Origin of the sequence: Paractinoplanes hotanensis (genome assembly GCF_023717965.1) — a bacterium.
Classification (GTDB): domain Bacteria; phylum Actinomycetota; class Actinomycetes; order Mycobacteriales; family Micromonosporaceae; genus Actinoplanes; species Actinoplanes polyasparticus.
Genome location: NZ_JAMQOL010000052.1, coordinates 127,044 through 146,481, shown reverse-complemented (window position 1 = coordinate 146,481; position 19,438 = coordinate 127,044). Strand labels below are relative to the sequence as shown.

The 19,438-nt window shown below is 69.4% G+C and carries 17 protein-coding genes; 12 read left to right on the top strand and 5 right to left on the bottom strand.

Annotated features, from left to right (window positions below):
- Positions 1-5 precede the first annotated feature (5 nt).
- The 8 genes from murD (at position 6) to LXN57_RS35600 (ending at position 9,638) form a co-directional block, all read left to right on the top strand.
- A complete protein-coding gene (gene murD, locus LXN57_RS35635) occupies positions 6-1,355 on the top strand; it encodes a UDP-N-acetylmuramoyl-L-alanine--D-glutamate ligase (protein WP_251802627.1) in 1,350 nt (449 codons plus the stop codon).
- Positions 1,356-1,951: 596 nt separating this feature from the next.
- Positions 1,952-2,935, top strand: coding sequence for a MurR/RpiR family transcriptional regulator (locus tag LXN57_RS35630; RefSeq protein ID WP_251802626.1), 984 nt, complete (start codon positions 1,952-1,954; stop codon positions 2,933-2,935).
- A 42-nt stretch (positions 2,936-2,977) separates the two neighbouring features.
- Entirely contained in the window at positions 2,978-4,291 is a 1,314-nt protein-coding gene (locus LXN57_RS35625; protein ID WP_251802625.1) for an extracellular solute-binding protein, read from the top strand.
- A gap of 69 nt (positions 4,292-4,360) precedes the next feature.
- Positions 4,361-5,347: a carbohydrate ABC transporter permease gene (locus LXN57_RS35620; RefSeq protein WP_251802624.1), complete on the top strand. Its 987-nt coding sequence runs from the start codon at positions 4,361-4,363 to the stop codon at positions 5,345-5,347.
- A complete protein-coding gene (locus LXN57_RS35615; protein ID WP_251802623.1) occupies positions 5,347-6,270 on the top strand; it encodes a carbohydrate ABC transporter permease in 924 nt (307 codons plus the stop codon). The genes LXN57_RS35620 and LXN57_RS35615 overlap by 1 nt, the downstream gene beginning before the upstream one ends.
- 52 nt (positions 6,271-6,322) lie before the next feature.
- Positions 6,323-7,759, top strand: a complete 1,437-nt coding sequence (gene ngcE, locus LXN57_RS35610) for an N-acetylglucosamine/diacetylchitobiose ABC transporter substrate-binding protein (protein ID WP_251802622.1) — start codon at positions 6,323-6,325, stop codon at positions 7,757-7,759.
- Between the two features lie 46 nt (positions 7,760-7,805).
- Positions 7,806-8,714 carry a carbohydrate ABC transporter permease gene (locus LXN57_RS35605; RefSeq protein ID WP_221381473.1) on the top strand — a complete coding sequence of 303 codons (909 nt, stop codon included), beginning with the start codon at positions 7,806-7,808 and terminating at the stop codon, positions 8,712-8,714.
- Positions 8,715-8,732: 18 nt separating this feature from the next.
- Positions 8,733-9,638 (top strand): carbohydrate ABC transporter permease, encoded by a 906-nt coding sequence (locus LXN57_RS35600; protein ID WP_251802621.1) that lies wholly within the window; start codon positions 8,733-8,735, stop codon positions 9,636-9,638.
- Positions 9,639-9,682: 44 nt separating this feature from the next.
- Here the strand turns inward: LXN57_RS35600 and LXN57_RS35595 are convergent, their stop codons facing one another.
- The 3 genes from LXN57_RS35595 to LXN57_RS35585 all read right to left on the bottom strand — a co-directional run bounded on the left by LXN57_RS35595 (position 9,683) and on the right by LXN57_RS35585 (position 12,101).
- Positions 9,683-9,937 (bottom strand): hypothetical protein, encoded by a 255-nt coding sequence (locus LXN57_RS35595; protein ID WP_251802620.1) that lies wholly within the window; start codon positions 9,935-9,937, stop codon positions 9,683-9,685.
- 355 nt (positions 9,938-10,292) lie between these two features.
- The gene (locus LXN57_RS35590; protein WP_251802619.1) at positions 10,293-11,414 is read right to left on the bottom strand and encodes a 5-methyltetrahydropteroyltriglutamate--homocysteine S-methyltransferase; all 1,122 of its coding nucleotides are present in this window, start codon (positions 11,412-11,414) and stop codon (positions 10,293-10,295) included.
- Positions 11,415-11,561: 147 nt separating this feature from the next.
- Entirely contained in the window at positions 11,562-12,101 is a 540-nt protein-coding gene (locus LXN57_RS35585; RefSeq protein WP_251802618.1) for a hypothetical protein, read from the bottom strand.
- Between the two features lie 164 nt (positions 12,102-12,265).
- Between LXN57_RS35585 and mgrA the strand changes: the two genes are divergently transcribed.
- Positions 12,266-13,255: an L-glyceraldehyde 3-phosphate reductase gene (gene mgrA / locus LXN57_RS35580; RefSeq protein WP_251802636.1), complete on the top strand. Its 990-nt coding sequence runs from the start codon at positions 12,266-12,268 to the stop codon at positions 13,253-13,255.
- A gap of 1 nt (position 13,256) precedes the next feature.
- Here mgrA and LXN57_RS35575 read toward each other — a convergent pair whose 3' ends face one another.
- The gene (locus LXN57_RS35575) at positions 13,257-13,961 is read right to left on the bottom strand and encodes a hypothetical protein (RefSeq protein ID WP_251802617.1); all 705 of its coding nucleotides are present in this window, start codon (positions 13,959-13,961) and stop codon (positions 13,257-13,259) included.
- Positions 13,962-14,090: 129 nt separating this feature from the next.
- On the opposite strand from LXN57_RS35575, the gene LXN57_RS35570 reads away from it, so the two are divergent.
- Positions 14,091-14,948, top strand: coding sequence for an aldo/keto reductase (locus LXN57_RS35570; RefSeq protein ID WP_251802616.1), 858 nt, complete (start codon positions 14,091-14,093; stop codon positions 14,946-14,948).
- A gap of 104 nt (positions 14,949-15,052) precedes the next feature.
- Positions 15,053-16,684, top strand: coding sequence for a methyl-accepting chemotaxis protein (locus LXN57_RS35565; protein ID WP_251802615.1), 1,632 nt, complete (start codon positions 15,053-15,055; stop codon positions 16,682-16,684).
- Positions 16,685-16,688: 4 nt separating this feature from the next.
- On the opposite strand, the gene LXN57_RS35560 is transcribed toward LXN57_RS35565, so the two are convergent.
- Positions 16,689-17,552, bottom strand: coding sequence for an NAD(P)-dependent oxidoreductase (locus LXN57_RS35560; RefSeq protein ID WP_251802614.1), 864 nt, complete (start codon positions 17,550-17,552; stop codon positions 16,689-16,691).
- Between LXN57_RS35560 and LXN57_RS35555 the strand changes: the two genes are divergently transcribed.
- Entirely contained in the window at positions 17,551-19,269 is a 1,719-nt protein-coding gene (locus LXN57_RS35555; RefSeq protein ID WP_438872950.1) for a bifunctional 3'-5' exonuclease/DNA polymerase, read from the top strand. The two genes, LXN57_RS35560 and LXN57_RS35555, sit on opposite strands and share 2 nt — an antisense overlap.
- Positions 19,270-19,438: the final 169 nt, after the last annotated feature.

Sequence of the window (19,438 nt, the reverse complement as noted above, 5' to 3'; positions counted from 1 at the left end):
AGAACGTGCGCCTGGCAGACCTGAAGGGCCGGTCCGTGGCGGTCTGGGGCACGGGCCGCGAGGGCCGGGCCGCGGTGACGGCGATCGCCCCGCACGCGCCGTCACGGCTGATCGCGGTGGATGACAGCGCGAACTTCCTCTCGGTCGCCTGGGACGGCCCGCTGGCCGCGCTGGCGCCGCTGGCCGGCGGCGACCACGCCTTCCCCGCGCTGGTCACGGCCGACGTCGTCGTGCGGTCGCCGGGTGTGCCGCAGACTCACCCCTGGATGGCGGAGCTGCGCAGTCGCGGTGTCACGGTCACCGGCGGTAGCGCCCTCTGGATGGCCGATCACGCCGCGCGCACGATCGGGGTGACGGGCAGCAAGGGCAAGAGCACCACCTCGAGCCTGATCAGCCACCTGCTGGCGGCGCTCGGCCGGCCCAACGTCTTCGGCGGGAACATCGGGGTGCCGCTGCTCGACCTGCCGCCGGCCGAGCAGTACGTGCTCGAGCTGTCGAGCTACCAGTGCGCGGATCTCACCGACTCGCCGCGGGTGGCCGTCGTGACGTCGCTGTTCCCCGAGCACCTCGACGCGCACGGCGGCGAGAAGGAGTACTACCGCGACAAGCTCAACCTGCTCCGCCACAGTCCGGAAATGATCGTTGTGAACGGGTCGGACGAGCGCCTGCGCGACGAGATCCGCGGAGTGACCGACGCCAACGGCTTCCCGCCCATCCCGGCCGCCGCCGGCGACTCGCGCTTCCGGGTCGAGGACGACGTCGTGTTCTGCTCCGACGAGCCGCTCTTCCCGCGCGCGACGCTCCGGCTCAAGGGCGGGCACAACGGCCGCAACCTGTGTGTGGCGCTGGCCGTGCTCGACGGCCTGGGCATCGACGTGCCGGGTGAGAAGGCGCGGCTCGCGGCGGCGGTCGCGTCGTTCGAGGGGCTGCCGCACCGGCTCACCGAGATCGGCGACCCGTCCGGGCTGACCTTCGTCGACGACACGCTCTCGACCAGCCCCTACTCGGCCATGCACGCCATCGAGGCCTATGCCGACCGCCCACTGACCGTGCTGCTGGGCGGCACCGATCGCGGTCTCGACTACTCGCCGCTACGGCACTTCCTGGCCGATCGCGAACTCACAGTGATCGGTATCCCCGACAGCGGGCCGCGGATCCTGGCCGAGCTGTCCGGCCTCGACAAGATCAAGAGTGTGGCCGCGGACGACCTTCCCGACGCCGTACGCCGGGCGCGCGAGCTGACCCCGGCGGGCGGAGTGGTGCTGTTGTCGCCGGCCGCCCCCAGCTACGGCCAGTACCGCAACTTCGAGCACCGCTCCGAAGCGTTCGCCGACGCGATCAAGGCCACCGCCTGAGCGAGGGTGATCGCTTGCGACGCGACCGCCTGAGGGCGCGGCGCCCGCCTGAGGGGACGACCGGCAGCGCCAGACCGGGGCCTCGTGCAGGCGCGCGGCCGGGTCGGGGCCAGCGCTTGTCGCGTCGGTGCGAAGAACCACCAGCGGGTCGCCGGCCCGGCCTCGGGGAGGGGCTCGACGGCGGTGGCGCCTCGGCTGTGCGCCTCGGCCTGCCTGGGTGGGGCGACACCGCGTACGGCAATAGCTTTCGAGAAGTGGCCTTCGCGCAGGCCCTTACGGGAACGTTTCCCGCGTAAAAACGGCGTTTCAAGACCGCCAAGAGATGGCCCGAACGGGCAGGCCGACCGTGTCGATCGTTGGGTCGGCGCGCGCCGAACGGCCGATATCAAACCATGACATAACACCGCATGTGATGGCTGTCACGCCGTAAAGAACATTTCCGGATCGATGGCCGTCAAGTGGTGCCGGCGTAACACGTGTTCATCAGCGCAGGTCAGGTAACGGTTTGAAAACTTCGCCCAGAACCTTGACACGGAGGGGCGGTTAGTAAGAACTTTTACCGCGACAGTAAACACTGTTTCCTGAAAGGGTGGCCAATGAGCGAGCCGGAGATGGACGGCGCCGCGTCGACCGCGGTCGTCGACTCCCTGGTTCCGGGTGCGGGGGTCACCACCAGCCACAACAACGGTGGTCAGCGGAACTCGGACGGGGTACTGGTTCGCGTGCGGTCGCTGCTGCCGGAGTTCACGGGCGCGCTGCGACGGGTCGCCGAGCATGTTCTGACCGACCCGGCCGCCGCCTCCCGGGCGACCATCGTCGAGCTCGCCGAGCGCAGCGGCACCTCGCCGGCGACCATCACCCGGTTCTGCCGCGCACTCGGCTTCGACGGGTACGCGGACCTGCGTCTGGGCATCGCGGCGGAGACCGGGCGGGCCCGTTCCGCCGGGTGGACCGTCGACATCGGGCGCGAGATCCAGCCCGGCGACCCGCTCGACCGGGTCCTCGGCCAGATCATGGCGGCCGACACCCAGGCCATGCACGACACGGCCGCGCTGCTCGACCTCGCCGAGGTGGAGCGGGCCGCGGTGGCCATCGCCGCCTCGACGAGGGTCAACATCTTCGGCGCCAGCGGAAGCGCGCTGGTCGGCGAGGAGATGCAGTTCAGCCTGCACCGCATCGGGGTGCCGGTCTGGGCCTGGACCGACGTGCACAACGGTCTGGCCAGCGCCGCGCTCTCGCGGCCCGGTGACGTCGCGCTCGGCATCTCGCACAGCGGCGAGACCGGCGAGACGATCGAGATGCTCGCCGAGGCGAGCAGCCGGGGCGCCACCACCATCGCCCTCACCAGCTTCCCGCGTTCGCCGCTGGCCGAGCTGGCCGACATCACTCTTCTCACCGCCACCCAGGCGACGACCTTCCGGCCGGACGCGCTCAGCGCCCGTCATCCCCAGTTGGTCGTCCTCGATCTTCTCTACATCGCCGTCGCGCAGCGGACCCACGAACGTTCGCACGCAGCCTTCCAGCGCACCGCCCAGGCAGTACATGGCCACAAGGCGGCCAAGGACGGCAGCACCACCTGAAATCGCATCATCCCCAGTAGATAAAACTCCCCAGGAGGAAGCGTGAAGCGCAAGATCGCTGCCGCCGCGGCCATCGCTGCGACGCTGCTCGGTGCCGCTGCCTGCGGCTCCAACGACGAAGACGCCCCTACCACCTCGGCTTCCGGCAAGGTTGACGGCACCGGCAAGACCCTCAAGGTCTGGCTGATGGTCGACGCGCAGACCGCCTGGAAGGGTGTCGTCGACGACGCCAGCAAGCGGTTCACCGCCGCCACCGGCGCTCAGGTGAACGTCGAGTACCAGCAGTGGGCCAACCACCTCACCAAGCTGGACGCGACCCTGGCCGGCAGCGACGTCCCCGACGTCGTCGAGCTGGGCAACACCGAGTTCCCTAAGTACGTCTTCAGCGGCGCCTTCGGTGCGGTCAACCCGGCCGACTACGAGAACTCGGGCTCCTGGCTGCAGGGCCTCAAGGGCGCCTGTGACTTCGAGGGCAAGACCTACTGCGTGCCCTACTACGCCGGCGCCCGCGTGCTGATCTACCGCACCGACCTGCTCAAGAAGGCCGGTTTCACCGAGGCTCCCAAGACGTACGACGAGTTCCTGTCGGTCGCCGACAAGGTGCAGACCGCCGAGAAGGCGAACAGCAAGTTCGGCGCCGTCTACATGCCGGGGCAGTACTGGTACGCGGCGATGAGCTGGGTCAAGTCGTCCGGTGGCGAGATCGCGAAGCAGGACGGCGACAAGTGGGTCGGCCAGCTGTCGCAGCCCGCTTCGATCGAGGGCCTGCAGAAGTGGGTCGACCTGGTCAAGAAGTACTCGAAGGCCGACCCCACCAAGAACGAGAACGACCAGGCCAACACGTTCGCCCAGGGCACCGCCGCGATGTTCTACGGCAACGCGTGGGAGCAGGGCTCGGCCGAGGAGACCAAGAAGGACCCCAACGACCCGAACTCGAAGCTGGTCCCGACCAAGGTCAAGGGCAAGCTGGCCGCCGCGCCGATGCCGGAGATCCCGTCGTTCCTCGGCGGCTCGAACCTCGGCATCACCGAGAAGAGCCAGAACAAGGAACTGGCCGCCCAGTGGGTCAAGGCCTTCACCGACAGCACCTCGATGGCCGGGCTCGTCAAGGCCAACGCGCTGCCGAACGCGACCGCGCTGCTCGACAAGGCGGCGGCGGACAACCCGAAGATCGCGCCGGCCGCGCTGGCCGCGAAGAACAGCTGGTTCCCGCCGAACGCCGAGAAGTGGGCCGACGTCGAGAAGGGCGCGATCCTGCAGACCATGCTGACGGACGTGCTGACCGGTAAGAAGTCGGTGGCCGACGGCGCCAAGTGGGCCGACGACCAGATCAACTCGACGCTCAACGAGAGCTGACATCCGCCGAGCTGCCCGCCTCCTCGAAGAGGCGGGCAGCTTGCCAGCCCCTTCAGAAAGGGAAAGCCGATGTCCGTCGTCGACTCCCCGGCGACCCGGCGGCCGAGCGACCCCGGCCGGTCACGGCCCAACCGGCCCGGTCACGCCGCGCCCAAGCGCCGCTCGCGCGGCAGCGGCCGTACCCCGTGGCTGCTCGCCCTGCCCGCCCTCCTGCTGATCGCCGGCCTGCTGGGTTATCCGCTGGTCCGGATGGTCGTCCTGTCCTTCCAGAACATGCGCCTGCGCGAGCTGATCAGTGGGCGCACGCCCCCGTGGGTCGGCTTCGACCAGTACACCCGTGTGCTCAGCGACAGCGTCTTCTGGGCCGTTGTCGGGCGTACGGTGGCCTTCACCTTCGTCTCGGTCCTGATCTCGGTTCTGGTCGGCCTGGGCATCGCGCTGCTGATGCGCCGGGTCAGCCGCGGCGTCCGGCTGTTCATGGTCGTCGCCATGATGTTCGTCTGGGCCCTGCCCCAGCTCGTGGCGGCCCAGATCTTCCGGTGGATGACCGACTCCGACTTCGGCGTCGTGAACTACCTGATCGACAAGCTCCCCGGTGTGGACTACCAGAACCACAGCTGGTTCGTGAACCCGTGGCAGGGCTGGAGCGTCATCACCACGCTGGTGGTCTGGGCGGGCATCCCGTTCCTGGCCATCACGCTCAACGCCGGCCTGACCCAGGTGCCCAAGGAGCTGCTCGAGGCGGCCACGGTCGACGGCGCCACCCCCTGGCAGGCGCTGCGCAATATCATCCTGCCGATCCTGAAGCCGCTGATCATGATCGTCACCACGCTCTCGGTGATCTGGAACTTCGGCCTCTTCACGCAGGCCTGGGTCTTGCGTGACGGTCACCCGGAGCCTCAGTTCCAGACGCTCGCGACCTACTCGTACACGCAGGCCTTCGGTCAGTCCCGGTACAGCCTGGGCTCGGCCATCGCAGTGATCACGGTGCTGCTCATGCTCGGCGTGATGATCTTCTATATCCGGCAGATGTTCAGGATCGGAGAGGTGGACTGATGGCCGCCCCCGCAGCGAGTCCCGCCGCGCCCGCGCCGGCCTCCACCGTGCCGCTCAAGCGCCGCCGGGCCAAGTCCGACGACGGCGTCGTCACCGTCGGGCGCAGCCGGGCCGGCACGATCCTGGCCAACACGGCCGGGGTCGTCTTCTCGGTGCTCATGCTGTTCCCGGTCTACTGGGTGCTGAACACCGCGTTCAAGCCGGCCGACGAGGTGCTGGCGCTGGAGCCGACGTTCTGGCCGACCAGCCCGACGCTCGACAACTTCGTCTCCGCCTTCAAGGCCCCGCTGTTCCTCAAGGACATGCTCAACGGCGTCATCGTCACCCTGCTGGCGGTGGCCGGCGCCCTCGTCGTGGGTTTCCTCGGGGCGCTGTCGATCGCGCGGTTCTCGTTCTACGGCCGCAAGGCGATCATCCTGGTGGTCCTGGTGGTGCAGCTGATCCCGTTCCTGTCGCTGCTGATCCCGCTGTTCCTGATGCTGCAGAGCGCGGACTTGACCAACAGTTTGATCGGTGTGAGCATCACCTACCTCGTGCTGATTTTGCCCTATACCGTCTGGACGCTTCGCGGCTTCATCTCCGGCATCCCCCGGGAGCTGGACGAGGCGGCGTTGATCGACGGCTGTACCCGGGCTCAGGTCTTCTGGCGCATCATCCTGCCGCTCACCGGCCCCGGTCTGGTGGCGACCAGTGTCTACGGGTTCATCCAGGCCTGGAACGAGTTCATCATCATCAACACGCTCAACAGCCCGGACAAGCAGAACCTGATGGCCTGGCTGCTGCAGAACCAGACAACGCGCGGTACCGCCTGGGGGCCCCTCATGGCCGGTGCGATCATCACCTCGATCCCTGTGGTGATCTTCTTCCTGATCATCCAGCGCAATATCGCGACCGGTCTCACCGCCGGCGCCGTCAAGGGATGATCAGGACTCAACACCAGTACGGCACCAAAACAGCAAGCACTGAGGAGATGCTGTGACCGACATATTCCCGAAGCCCGAACTGGACCGTCGTACGCTGCTGCGTCGCGCGGCTGCCGTCGGTCTCCTGGCCACCCCCGCCGTCGGCATGCTCAGCGCCTGTGTCGGCAGCTCCGACGAGGGCACGCAGGAGCAAGCCACCGGTACGAAGTCGGCGGACAACCCGCTCGGCATCGACCCCAAGGCCGGCGTCGAGATCGTGATCTTCAACGGCGGTCTGGGCACGGACTACGCCACCAAGGTGGACACCCCGCTGTTCAACAAGAAGTGGCCGGAAGCCAAGGTCACGTACTCGCAGACCGAAGAGATCTCGACGGTCATCCAGCCGCGGATCAACGGCGGCAACCCGCCGGACATGATCAACAACTCGGGGTCGAAGCTGATGGACTTCGGCGCCATCGTGAAGGCCGGCCAGGCGGCCGACCTGACCGACCTGTTCGCCGCGCCGTCGCTCGACATCCAGGGCAAGACCGTGGCCGACACCCTGGTGCCGGGCGCGATCGAGCAGGGCAGCTACGACGGCAAGCCGTTCGCGGTGAACTACTCGTACACCGTGTTCGGCCTCTGGTACAACGCGGCGCTGTTCAAGAAGAACAGCTGGACCCCGCCGACCACGTGGGCCGAGTTCACCGCGCTGTGCGACAAGATGAAGGCCGCGGGCGTCGTGCCGTTCGGCTACGCGGGCGCCAACGCGTCGTACTACATGGTCCGGGCCATCCTGACCAGCGCCGGCAAGATCGGCACCGAGCAGGTTCTCAAGGACATCGACAACCTGAAGGAAGGCGCCTGGACCAACGACGCCATCAAGCAGGCGGCCGAGGCGTGGGCCGGCATCGGCAAGAACTACATCAACAAGACGTTCCTCGGCCTGCGTCACACCGAGGTCCAGCTCCAGCAGAACCAGGACAAGGTCGGGTTCTACCCGTGCGGCTCCTGGCTCGAGAACGAGCAGGCCAAGGACACCCCCAGCGGCTTCGAGTACGCGATCGCGGCGTACCCGAGCGTCACCGCCGCCGACAAGCTGCCGGCCACGGCGATCAACGCGGCCGCCGGTGAGATCTACTTCGCCGCGGCCAAGGGCAAGAACCCCCAGGGCGGCAAGGAATACCTGCGCACCATGCTCTCCAAGGAGGCAGCGCTGGAGTTCACGAAGCTCACCAAGTCGCTTACGGTGGTGGCGGGCGCGTCCGACGGCCAGACGATCTCCCCCGGGCTGACCAGCGCGAACGACGCGGTGACCAAGGCCGGCAAGGACATCTTCGTGGGCTACCTGTTCGACACCTGGTACAAGAAGCTCGACGACGAGTCCCGCGCCGCGGCCAACGACCTGATGTTCAAGGACTACGACGCGGCGAAGTTCTGCGAACGGATGGAGAAGGCGTCCCAGGCCGTGGCCAAGGACTCCGCCGTCACCAAGTTCACCCGCAGCTGATCAATCGGTAACTGATCCAAAGCACGAAGGCAGGACGGTAGACGCCATGCGGCACGGCAAGTATCCCTTCATCATCGGCTTCCTTGTCGTGCCGGTGGCGCTCTACGCGGTCTTCGTGGTCTGGGCCTACATCCAGGCGTTCTATCTGTCGGTCTACGAATGGTCGGGCCTCGGGCCGGTCGAGAACTTCGTCGGCCTGGAGAACTTCCGCAAGATGTGGGACGACACGACCTTCTGGCAGTCGATCAAGCACAACATCTTCCTGCTGGTCTTCCTGCCGCTCATCACCGTCGTCCTCGCCCTGGTCTTCGCGTTCCTGCTCAATGTGGGCGGCGGGCACAAGGGCGGGGTGACCCGCGGTGTCTGGGGCTCGAAGGTCTACCGGATCATCTTCTTCTTCCCGCAGCTGCTGGCGCTGGCCATCGTCGCGGTGATCTTCGGCCGGGTGTTCGGGCCGGACAAGAGCGGCATGATCAACGGCTTGTTCCCGGAGTCGTGGTCACCCTGGCTGTTCCTGGCCGACGAACGCTACGCGATGGGCTGCATCCTCGTCGTGCTGGTCTGGCAGGCGGTCGGCTTCTACGTCGTGCTGTTCTCGGCCGGCATGGGCAACATCCCGACCGAGGTGTACGAGGCGGCCGCGATCGACGGCGCCAGCCGGGTGACCCTGTTCTTCAAGATCACCATCCCGCTGCTGTGGAACACGGTGCAGGTCGCCTGGGTCTACCTCGGCATCGCCGCCTTCGACGCCTTCGCGCTGGTCAACATCATGACCGTCGACCGCGGCGGCCCCGACGGCGCGACCTCGGTGCTCAGCCTCATGATCTACCGCAACGCCTTCGAGTTCTCGCAGGCCGGCTACGCCTCCGCGCTGGGTGTGGTCCTCTTCTTCCTGACCCTGACTTTCGCTTGGGTGACCTTGTCGGCCACCCGGCGCGAATCCGTCGAAGCCTGAGCGGCGAGAGGCGAGACGATGACCACCATCACCAAGACCCCCGGCACCACGGCGCCCTCCGCGGGCCGCGCGCCGGAACCCAAGCGCGACCTCAAGATCGCCACCGGCCTCTCCCACGTCGCCCTGATCGCCTGGGCCCTGATCACGGCCGGCCCGCTGCTCTGGGTGCTGCTCGCGTCGTTCAAGAGCAACACCGAGATCTTCCTGGGCAAGCCGTTCGCGCTGCCCAATCAGTTCTCGTTCAGCACGTACGCCAACGCGTGGAGCGACGCGCACATCGGCCGCTACTTCATCAACAGCGTCTTCGTGGTGCTGATCAGCACCGCCGGCACGATGCTGCTGGGCGCGATGGCCGCCTATGTGCTGGCCCGCTACAAGTTCCCGGGCAACCGCGCGATCTATTACCTGTTCGTCTCGGGCCTGGCGTTCCCGACGTTCATGGCGCTGGCGCCGCTGTTCTACATCCTCAAGGGCATCGGCCTGCTGGGCTCGTTCACGGGCCTGATCCTGGTGTACATCGCCTACTCGCTGCCGTTCACGATCTTCTTCCTGGCCGCGTTCTTCAAGAGCCTGCCGTACGAGATCGAGGAGGCGGCCACGGTCGACGGCGCCTCCCACGTCCGCAAGTTCTTCCAGATCATGATGCCGATGGCCCGCTCCGGCCTGGTCAGCATCACGATCTTCAACATCGTCGGCCAGTGGAACCAGTACCTGCTGCCGGTGGTCATCATGAGCGGCCCCGGCTCCGACCAGAAACTGCTGCTCACCCAGGGCATCGCCCAGATCAGCGTCTCGGCCGGCTACCAGGCCGAATGGTCCACCCTCTTCGCCGCCCTGGTCCTCACGATTCTCCCCATGATCATCGTGTACGCCATCTTCCAGCGTCAGATCCAGGCCGGCCTCACCGCCGGCGCCGTCAAGTAGGTCCTGATCCCCCGGCGTCCCTGCGCCGGGGGATCAGTCCGTTCTCAACGAGGTTGCCGCTGCACGCCGGCGCTGTTGGCATAGAAGATCCAGCGCGAGTCACCTTGCAGGTCGTGCACCTGGTGACCGCCGGAATACACGGTGTCCGAGCCTACGAAGCGGATGGTGCAGCCGTTCCCGGTCGTCCGTGCGCACCAGGACCAGACGATGTTCGCGCCGTTGAAGAAGATCGAGGTCACCTTGTCGGACGGCGAGGACCGGTAGCCGACAGTCGGGCCGAGGGCGTTCTTGCTGCGCACCAGGCCGCTGCGCAGGCCGTAGTAAACCGTTGAGTTCCGGGCGGGAGACGGCGGTCACCTGATCGGTCGTTGACCACCACCCAGAAGCGGAACGAGTTGCCGGCCCGGGCGAACGTCACCGCGCCGAGCCGATACCGTGCCGCGGGGACGGAGAGGAGCTGCCGCTCCTGGCCGGGCCGGGCCAGCTTCGACGTACGGAGCACAACCGCGCGGTCGCCGCGAACGGTCTTCGCGATTTCGGCGTTGGTGGCACCGGTCAGGAGGTGGCCGAGCACCTCCCGCTCGCGGCGGGTGGTCGCGGGACGGCGGCGTGACCTGTGGGACGCGAGTGAGGCCCTGGTGCGGAACTGGCGCGCTAGCCCCAGACCTCCTCGGCGGTTTCGACGATCAGGGCCAGTTTGGCGACCTCTTCGTCGTAGGTGAGCGCGTTGCCCTCGACGGTGGACGAGAAGCCGCACTGGGGGGAGAGGCACAGCTGCTCGAGGGGGACGTAGCGGGCGGCCTCGTCGATGCGGCGCTTCAGCTGGTCCTTGGATTCGAGGGCGCCGCGCTTGGTGGTGACCAGGCCCAGCACGACCTGTTTGCCCGGTGGGACGAAGCGCAGGGGGGCGAAGTCGCCGGAGCGCTCGTCGTCGTACTCGAGGAAGAAGCCGTCGACGGCCAGCTCGCTGAACAGGGCCTCGGCCACGAAGTCGTAGCCGCCCTCGGCCGTCCAGGACGAGCGGAAGTTGCCGCGGCACATGTGGGTGGTCACGGCCAGGCCCTCGGGACGGTCGGCGATGGCCGCGTTGATCTGGCGGATGTAGCGCAGGTGCTGGTGTTCGGCGTCGTCGCCGCGCTCGGTCAGCAGGCGGCGCTGGGCCGGGTCGTTGAGATAGGCCAGGCTGGTGTCGTCGAGCTGCAGGTAGCGGCAGCCCAGGCCGGCGACGCGGCGCACCTGTTCGGCGTACGCGGCGCTGAGATCGGCCCAGAACTGCTCGTGGTCGGGGTAGACCGCCGGGTCGATCGCGGCCCGGCCGCCGCGGTAGTGGACCATGCTGGGCGACGGGATGGTCAGCTTGGCGGTGACGCCGTCGTCCACGATGGACTGCAGGAAGGCGAAGTCGTCGCCGAAGATCGTCTCGGTCAGCCGGATCGGGCCGTCGACGGCCAGCGCCGCCGACTCGAAGTCGATCTCGCCGTCGGCGTTGCGGAAGTGGACCTGGATCTTTTCGTCGGTGGGATGGATGCCGCCGAGGCGGTAGATGAAATCCATGTGCCACGAGGTGCGGCGGAACTCGCCGTCGGTGGCCGAGCGCAGGCCCACGTCGCGCTGCATGCGCACGACATCGCGGATGGCCTCACTCTCGGTGGCGCGTAACTCGTCGGCGTCGATCTCGCCGGTGGCGCGCCGCTCGCGGGCCTCGAGCAGGCGGGCGGGGCGAAGCAGACTGCCGACGTGGTCGGCCCGGAACGGTGGCGTCTCGCGCAACGTCATGGCTTCACCGTAACTCCGGAAACGCTTCGCCGCGGTTGAGTTGATCGATAAGTTTCAGTGCGGCCGGTGGGCCGCCGTGGGTGTCGAGCCAGCGGCTGACCCGGCACCGGGCCCGGGAGTAGACCTGTTGGTCGGCGCCGGCGGCGCTCAGCCAGGCCGGCAGCGTCTCGGGCAGGGGAGCGTCGTCGCCCGGCCCGGCGCAGTGTTCGCCCAGGTAGCGGGGTCGGCCGAGACGACGACGGCGAGACCCTCGTCGAACCACTGCGGCACCTCGGCGTCGAGCCGTTCGTGCAGCTCGACATGGGACATCTCATGGGAGGCGATGACGGCGTCGAGACCGCGCGGCGAAAGCATGACGGCGCGGTTGAGGACCGCGATGCCCTTCTCACCACCGCCGCCGACGCGGTCGTAACAGTCGTCGGTGAAGCAGGCGACGAGTCGCGGATCGGATTCGCGGCCGCCGTAGAACTCGGCGACGCGCCGGCGGGCGTCGGCCGCGAGGGTGGTCAGCTGATCTTTTTGCGCCGTGGTGAGACCGCGTTCGCTCCAGAGGCCGTCGTGCACCCGCGTCAACCCGTAGCAGCCGGGGCAGGTGGTCGCGGCGGCCGACGGGTAGGCGAGGGCCAGGCCGCCGACGGCCACGGCGAGCAGGACGACCAGGCCGGCGGCGATCCAACGGAATCTCACCCGGTCAGTGTCGCGGGGGCGGGGCCGGGGCGCATCGGACCAGGGTCCGAGATCGGATCGGGAGCGGCCCCGGGGCAGGCTAGGTTGGTCATGTTTTGTTGCATCCCCTGCGGAGGACAGTCGTGCCCGAGATCTACACCGCCGACGCGGACCGTTACGCATCCATGGAGTACCGCCGCAGCGGCCGCTCGGGGCTGAAGTTGCCGGTGGTGTCGCTGGGGCTGTGGCACAACTTCGGCGACGACCGGCCGCTCGAGACCCAGCGGGCCATCCTGCGCCGCGCCTTCGACCTGGGCATCACCCACTTCGACCTGGCGAACAACTACGGGCCCCCGTACGGCTCGGCCGAAGCCAACTTCGGACGGGTGCTCGCCACGGATTTCGCCCCCTACCGCGACGAGCTCGTCATTTCCACCAAGGCCGGGTACGACATGTGGCCGGGCCCCTACGGCGACTGGGGCTCCCGCAAGTATCTGACCGCGTCGCTCGACCAGTCGCTGCGGCGGATGGGCCTCGACTACGTCGACATCTTCTATTCGCACCGGCACGACCCGGAGACGCCGATCGAGGAGACGATGGGCGCGCTGGCCGCCGCCGTCCGGTCGGGCAAGGCCCTGTACGCGGGCATCTCGTCCTACTCGCCGGAGAAGACGGCCGAGGCCGCGGCCATCCTGCGCGAGCTCGGCACGCCCCTGCTGATCAGCCAGCCGTCGTACTCGATGTTGAACCGCTGGATCGAGGGCGGCCTGCTCGACCAGCTGGAGCGCGACGGCGCCGGCTGCATCGCGTTCTCGCCGCTCGCGCAGGGCATGCTCACCGACCGCTACCTGAACGGCGTGCCCGAGGGGTCGCGCGCGACCGAGAACAAGTCGCTGACCCCGGACTGGATCAACGACGAGAACCTGGGCAAGGTCCGGTCGCTGAACGAGATCGCGCAGCGGCGGGGCCAGTCGCTGGCGCAGATGGCGATCGCCTGGGCGCTGCGCGACCCGCGGATGACCTCGGTCGTGCTCGGCGCGAGCAGCGTCACCCAGCTCGAGAACAACGTGGCCGCCCTGGGCCGGCTCGCCTTCACGGCCGACGAGCTGGCCGAGATCGACAAGTACGCCACCGAGGCGGGCATCAACCTGTGGGCCCGCTCGAGCGACTCGTAGCTCAGGCCAGCAGGGCCTCGCGCATCTCGCGGCCGGGGTTGAAACCGCCGACGACCTGCGGGGACGCGGCGTCGTAGATGTCGACGGTGTGGTTGCGGCGCATGAGCTCGCGGACCGGGCGGGGGAGCGGGGGCTCGTCGCTCATCGCACCCCGCAGGTCGCGGGCGGCGCCGATCAGCCGGTGGGCGAGGGTGGCGGCGTCGGTGTCGGGGCGGACGCGGGCGAACTCCCACCCGTCGATCGTGAGGTCGAGGATCTCGAGGACGTGGGCCAGCAGCGGGCCCGGGGCGGTCAGCCGGGTGGCCCGCTTAGCCTCGGCGCTGATCACCGCGGCGGCCGCGCTGACCTGGATGTATGGGTGGAGGCGGCACGGCAGGGTGAAGAGCGGCCAGCGCAACTGACCCTGCGTGTCGCGCCACAGCGAGCGGTAGTCGGCGCGGTCGACGGCGAAGGCGTAGCCGGTGCGGCGGGAGAGCTCGGCCGTCTGGGTCTGAAGATCGGCGTACGCGCTGTCGGCGAACTCGCGCAGGATCGCCGCCGCCGCGGCCACCCCCTCGTCGCCGGCGAGCAGGGGAACGACCGCCTCGGCCTGCTCGTGGAACGAGCCCTGCAGGTGGGCGCCGAAGCGTTCCCGTACGTCGTCGACGATGGCCTGACCAGCGGCGGGATCTTTCTGCCGCCCGGAACCGAGCCGGAACCACCGCATGTCGCCTCGCTCCCGGGGGTACGTGAAATCGCGGCAATGTTAGTCGATCCGCCGGGTTATCCGGGGGCGCTGGGGTACGAGAGTTTTGTGGGGGCGCACGGTCCCCGTACGCGAAAGAAGGTTTTGACCATGCAGAGTCGCCGCATCGGTGACGTGACGGTCGGCGCGATCGGGCTCGGCGGCATGCCGATGTCGATCGAGGGGCGGCCCGACGAGGAGCGGTCGATCCGCACGATCCACGCCGCGCTCGACGCGGGCATCACGCTGATCGACACCGCGGACGCCTATCACGTCGGCGCCGACGAGGTCGGGCACAACGAGTCGCTGATCGCCCGCGCCCTGGCCACCTACGGCGGGGACACGTCGAGCGTGCTGGTCGCCACCAAGGGCGGGCACCTGCGCCCGGGCGACGGCAGCTGGACGGTGAACGGCTCGCCGGACTACCTGCGGCAGGCATGTGAGGCGTCGCTCAAGCGGCTCGGCGTCGAGGCCATCGGGCTCTACCAGTACCACCGGCCCGACCCGCAGGTCGACTACGCCGACGCCATCGGCGCCCTCCGCGACCTGCTCGACGCCGGCAAGATCCGGATGGCCGGCATCTCGAACGCCGACCCGGGCCAGATCCGCCAGGCGCAGGAGATCCTGGGCGGCCGGCTGGTCTCGGTGCAGAACCAGTTCTCGCCGGCGTTCCTCTCGTCCGAGCCCGAGCTGCGGCTCTGTGACGAGTTGGGCATCGCCTTCCTGCCGTGGTCGCCGCTCGGCGGCATCAGCAAGGCGGCCGAGCTGGGCGGCCACGCCGACCGGTTCGCCGCGGTGGCCGAGCGCCACGGGGTGAGCCCGCAGCGCGTCTGCCTGGCCTGGCACCTGGACAAGTCGCCCGTGGTGGTGCCGATTCCGGGGGCCAGTCGTCCGGAGACCATCCGCGACTCGGCCGAGGCGTCCGAGCTGAAGCTGACCGCGGACGACCTGGCCGAGCTGGGTATCTGACGGTTGTAATTGGGTGCGGTGTGCCCGACTTCTCCGATCCGGCGACGTACGCACGATTGACCCTCGAACGCGGCCCTCGGGGCTGCCACTTCGAGGAGAGTGTGATGGGGCCGTCGAGGCTGGAGGAGCCGGGACACCGGCACGGACTGATCGGTTGGGTGTCGGACCTGCGGGTCAGCACGAAGATCCTGACTTCGGTGATGGTGGTCGCCGCGCTCGGCACGGGGGTGTCCTCGTTCGCCGCGGTGAAATTGGCGCAGATCAACCAGAACACCAACGACGTCTACGGCGGCACCGTCCAGTTGGAGACGATCGCCGAGATGCGCAACGCCTTCAACCGCGTCCGCATCGACTCGCTCGACCATTTCGTCACCGCCGACGACAAGGTTGAGGCCGAGGCCGAGAAGGCCATCGCCGCCGACGTGAAGACCCTGGCCGAGACCGAGAGCCGCTACAAGTCGTTCGAGCTCGGACCGGTCCGGATCGAGGCGCTGGCCACGTTCGACCGGGCCTGGGCCAAGTACCTCGACGTGCTCGACAACAAGCTGCTCCCGGCGAGCCGGGTGGACGACGCGGCCCGGGTCGCGGCCATCCGCGAGAACGAGGTCGACCCGCTGGTCGCCCAGGCCCGCGAGGCCATGGACACCCTGGCGGCGCAGACCATCGCCCACGCGGAGGAGGCGCAGGTCGAGGCTCAGGCCGCGTACGAGACCGCCCGTACCCTGATCATCGCGCTGATCGTCGCCGGCCTGCTGCTGGGCGTGGGGCTCGCGATGGGCGTGGCCCGGCTGATCACCAAGCCGCTGGCCCGGGCCGTGAAGGTGCTGCTGGCCATCCGGGACGGCGACCTGACCGCCCGCACCGGCATGCGCGGCAAGGACGAGGTGGGCCGGCTGGCCGAGGCGCTGGACACCTCGACCGAGTCGATGGCCGTCATGGTCCGCCAGGTCGGTGACAACGCGCGCCACGTCGCGGCCGCCTCCGAGGAGCTCTCCGCCGTCTCGGTGCAGATGTCCTCGGCCGCCGAGGAGACGTCGGCCCAGGCCGGCACCGTCTCGTCCGCGGCCGGCATGGTGTCGCAGAACGTGCAGACCGTGGCCGCCGGCGCCGACGAGATGGGTGTGGCGATCCGCGAGATCGCCACCAGCGCCACCCAGGCCGCCTCGGTCTCGGCCCAGGCCGCGCAGACCGCCGACAAGACCAACGAGATCGTGGCCCAGCTCGGCCGGTCGTCGGCCGAGATCAGCAGCGTGGTGCAGCTCATCACGTCGATCGCCGGGCAGACCAACCTGCTCGCGCTGAACGCCACCATCGAGGCCGCCCGGGCCGGCGAGATGGGCAAGGGCTTCGCCGTCGTCGCCTCCGAGGTCAAGGACCTCGCGCAGGAGACCGCCCGGGCCACCGACGACATCTCCCGCCGGATCGGCGCCATTCAGCACGAGACCGAGCAGGCCGTGGCCGCGATCGGCGAGATCACCGAGGTGACCGCGCGGATCAACGACCATGCCGCGACCATCGCGGCCGCGGTCGAGGAGCAGACCGCCACCACCAACGAGATGGCCCGCAGCGTCGCCGAGGCGTCCAGCAGCGCCAACGACATCGCCGGGAACATCGCCGGCGTGGCCCAGGCCGCGGACGCCACCGCCACCGGGGCGACCGAGACCCAGGCGACCGCTCAGGAACTGGCCCGGATGGCCGAGGAGCTGCACCAGACGATCTCGGTCTACCGCGTCTGACCGGTCAATTCTCGAAGCTCGCGTAGTACGTGGCAGCCATGTCCTCGTCGCCGTGGCCCTGCTCGGCAGCACGACGGAAGCGCTCGGCCCCGGCCTCGGCCAGGTCGAGGCGGACGCCGTGCTGCCGGCCGGCCTCGGCGATCAGGCGTGCGTCCTTCTCGGCCGTGGTCACCGCGAAACCGGCCGGGGACAACTTGCCGGCGCGGATCAGGCCGGCCTTGGCCCGCAGGTAGCCGTTGTCGAGCGGGCCGCCCTCGATGAGCTCGAAGAACATGTCGGGATCGACCCCGAGGGCCTCGGCCAGCGCGAGCGTCTCGGCGCCGGCGTGGGTGAGCGCCAGCACCCAGCTGTTGGCGACCAGCTTGAGGCGGGTCGCCGCGCCGGGCCGGTCGAGCCACACCGTACGGGCCCCGACTGCCTCGAAGACAGGGGTGACCTCGTCGCGGCGGTCGGCCGGACCGGCGGCGAGCACGGTGAGCTGCCCCGCCTCGGCCGGCTGGCGCGTTCCCAGTACGGGCGCGTCGAAGAAGGCGAGGCCGTGCTGCCCCGCCTCGGCCGCCAGCTGGTCGACGTCGGACAGGCTCACCGTCGTCGACTGGACCCAGAGGGCGCCGGCCTTGACCGACGGGAAAGCCTCGCTCATCACCTCGCGGACGGCAGCCCCGTCGTAGAGCATGGTGAGCACCACATCGGCGTCCCGCACGGCCTCGGCCGGGTTCGGGGCGACCACAGCGCCGTCATCGGCGAGGGGCGCCGCCTTGCCGGCGCTGCGGTTCCAGACGCGGACGGTGTGCCCGGCCTTGATCAGATTTCGGGCCATCGCGGCGCCCATGATGCCGGTGCCCAGCACGCTCACAGTCAGTGTCATGGTCCCTATCCTTCCCCGGCCGGAAAGTGTCGTACCCCCGGGACAGAATGACGGGGTGCTGACAGCGGTGGTGGCGGAGGCGGGCGGTCGAGGGGGCCGCCTGCAAGACCTGCGCGCCGACGGCACGGCTGCCGGGCCCGTCCGGCAGGTCGGCGACCTGGCGGGGGCGATCGGCGAACGGGAAGCCGCCGACCACCCCCGCTGGGTCTGGCCGGCCACGGCCGACATCTACCCGGGCCTGCTGCGAGCCGGGGTGCGGGTGGCCCGCTGCCACGATCTCGAACTGACCGAGGCGCTGCTCTCCGGCCACGCCGGGCGCTGGGGCGAGCCGCGGTCGCCGGCTGCCGCCCACGCACGTCTGCACGGTCTGCCGGTTCCGGCTGACCCGCCACCCCGCATCGCTGAGCCGCCGGGGTTCGCCCAGGCTGCCTTGTTCGAGTCAGCGGGGTCGCCGGTGGCGGCGGTGGACATCGAGGTTGTGCGCGAGGTCTGTGCCGACCAGATCGCCCGCATGGCGCAGACCGAGCACCCCGGGCGGTTCCGGCTGCTGGTCGCGGCCGAGTCAGCCGGGGCGCTGGTCGGGGCCGAGATGGGGCACGTCGGTCTGCCCTGGCGGGCCGATCTGCACGACGAACTGCTGCGTGAGCTGCTCGGGCCGCCTCAGCCGGTCGGGCCGCCGCGCCGGCTGGCCGAGCTGACGGCCGAGATCAACGCCGCCTTCGGCGCCTGGGGGCTGCACCCCGATTCGCCGGCCGAGGTCGTGCGCGCCTTCGCCCGGGCCGGCATCGACATCCCCAACACCCGGGCCTGGGTGCTGAAGAACGTCGACCACCCGGCGGTGCGGCCCCTGCTCGAATACAAGGAGCTCTACCGCATCTGGACGGCGCACGGCTGGGCCTGGTGCGACTCCTGGGTCAGCCAGGGGCGGTTCCGGCCGGAATACGTGCCGGGCGGCGTGGTCAGCGGCCGCTGGGCCACCCGCGGCGGCGGCGCCCTGCAGGTGCCCAAGTCGGTGCGGCGGGCGGTGGTGGCCGACCCGGGGTGGCGCTTCGTGGTCGCCGACGCCGGTCAGGTCGAGCCGCGAGCGCTCGCGGCCGTCTCGGGTGACCGGCGGCTGGCCGCCGCGGCCGCGGCCGGCGATCTCTATGCCGCGCTCGCCACCGATTCGTTCGACGGCGACCGGGCCAAGGCCAAGGTCGCGCTGCTCGGCGCCATGTACGGGCAGACCGGCGGGGCCGCCATCCCCGCTCTTGCGGTGCTGCGCAAGCACTACCCGACGGCGTTCGAGTTCGTCGAGCAGGCCGCCCGGATCGGCGAGTCCGGTGGGCTGGTCCGCTCCTGGCTAGGCCGCACCTGCCCGCCGTCGTCCGCGTCCTGGCGCGACGCCGGTCTCGATCCACCCGAAGAGGCCGCGGAGCCCATTGGCGCCTCGGGTCGCGCCCGGGGGCGCTTCACCCGCAACTTCGTCGTGCAGGCGACCGCCGCCGAGTGGGCTCTGGTGCTGCTCGCGACGCTGCGCGCCGCGCTCGAGGGCAGCAAGGCCGAGATGGTGCTGTTCGTGCACGACGAGGTGGTTGTGCACTGCCCGGCTGAGGAGGCCGATCGGGTCGTGGCGGCCCTGCACGAGAGCGCGGTGACGGCCGGGCGGCTGCTGTTCGGCGACACCGCCGTGCGCTTCCCGCTCGATGTGGCCGTCGTCGACGCGTACGCGAAGTGACAGCCGTCGTCGACGCGTACGCGTACGCGTACGCGAGATAGAAGTAACAGCCGCTCACGTCTCACCCATTGGCGGTGCGCGGGGCGGGGAAATGAAAATCGGGTAAGTTTGTTGGTCCGAGACGAGAGGCGCTGCAACGGGGTGACACCCGCCACGCTCGCTCGGTGGA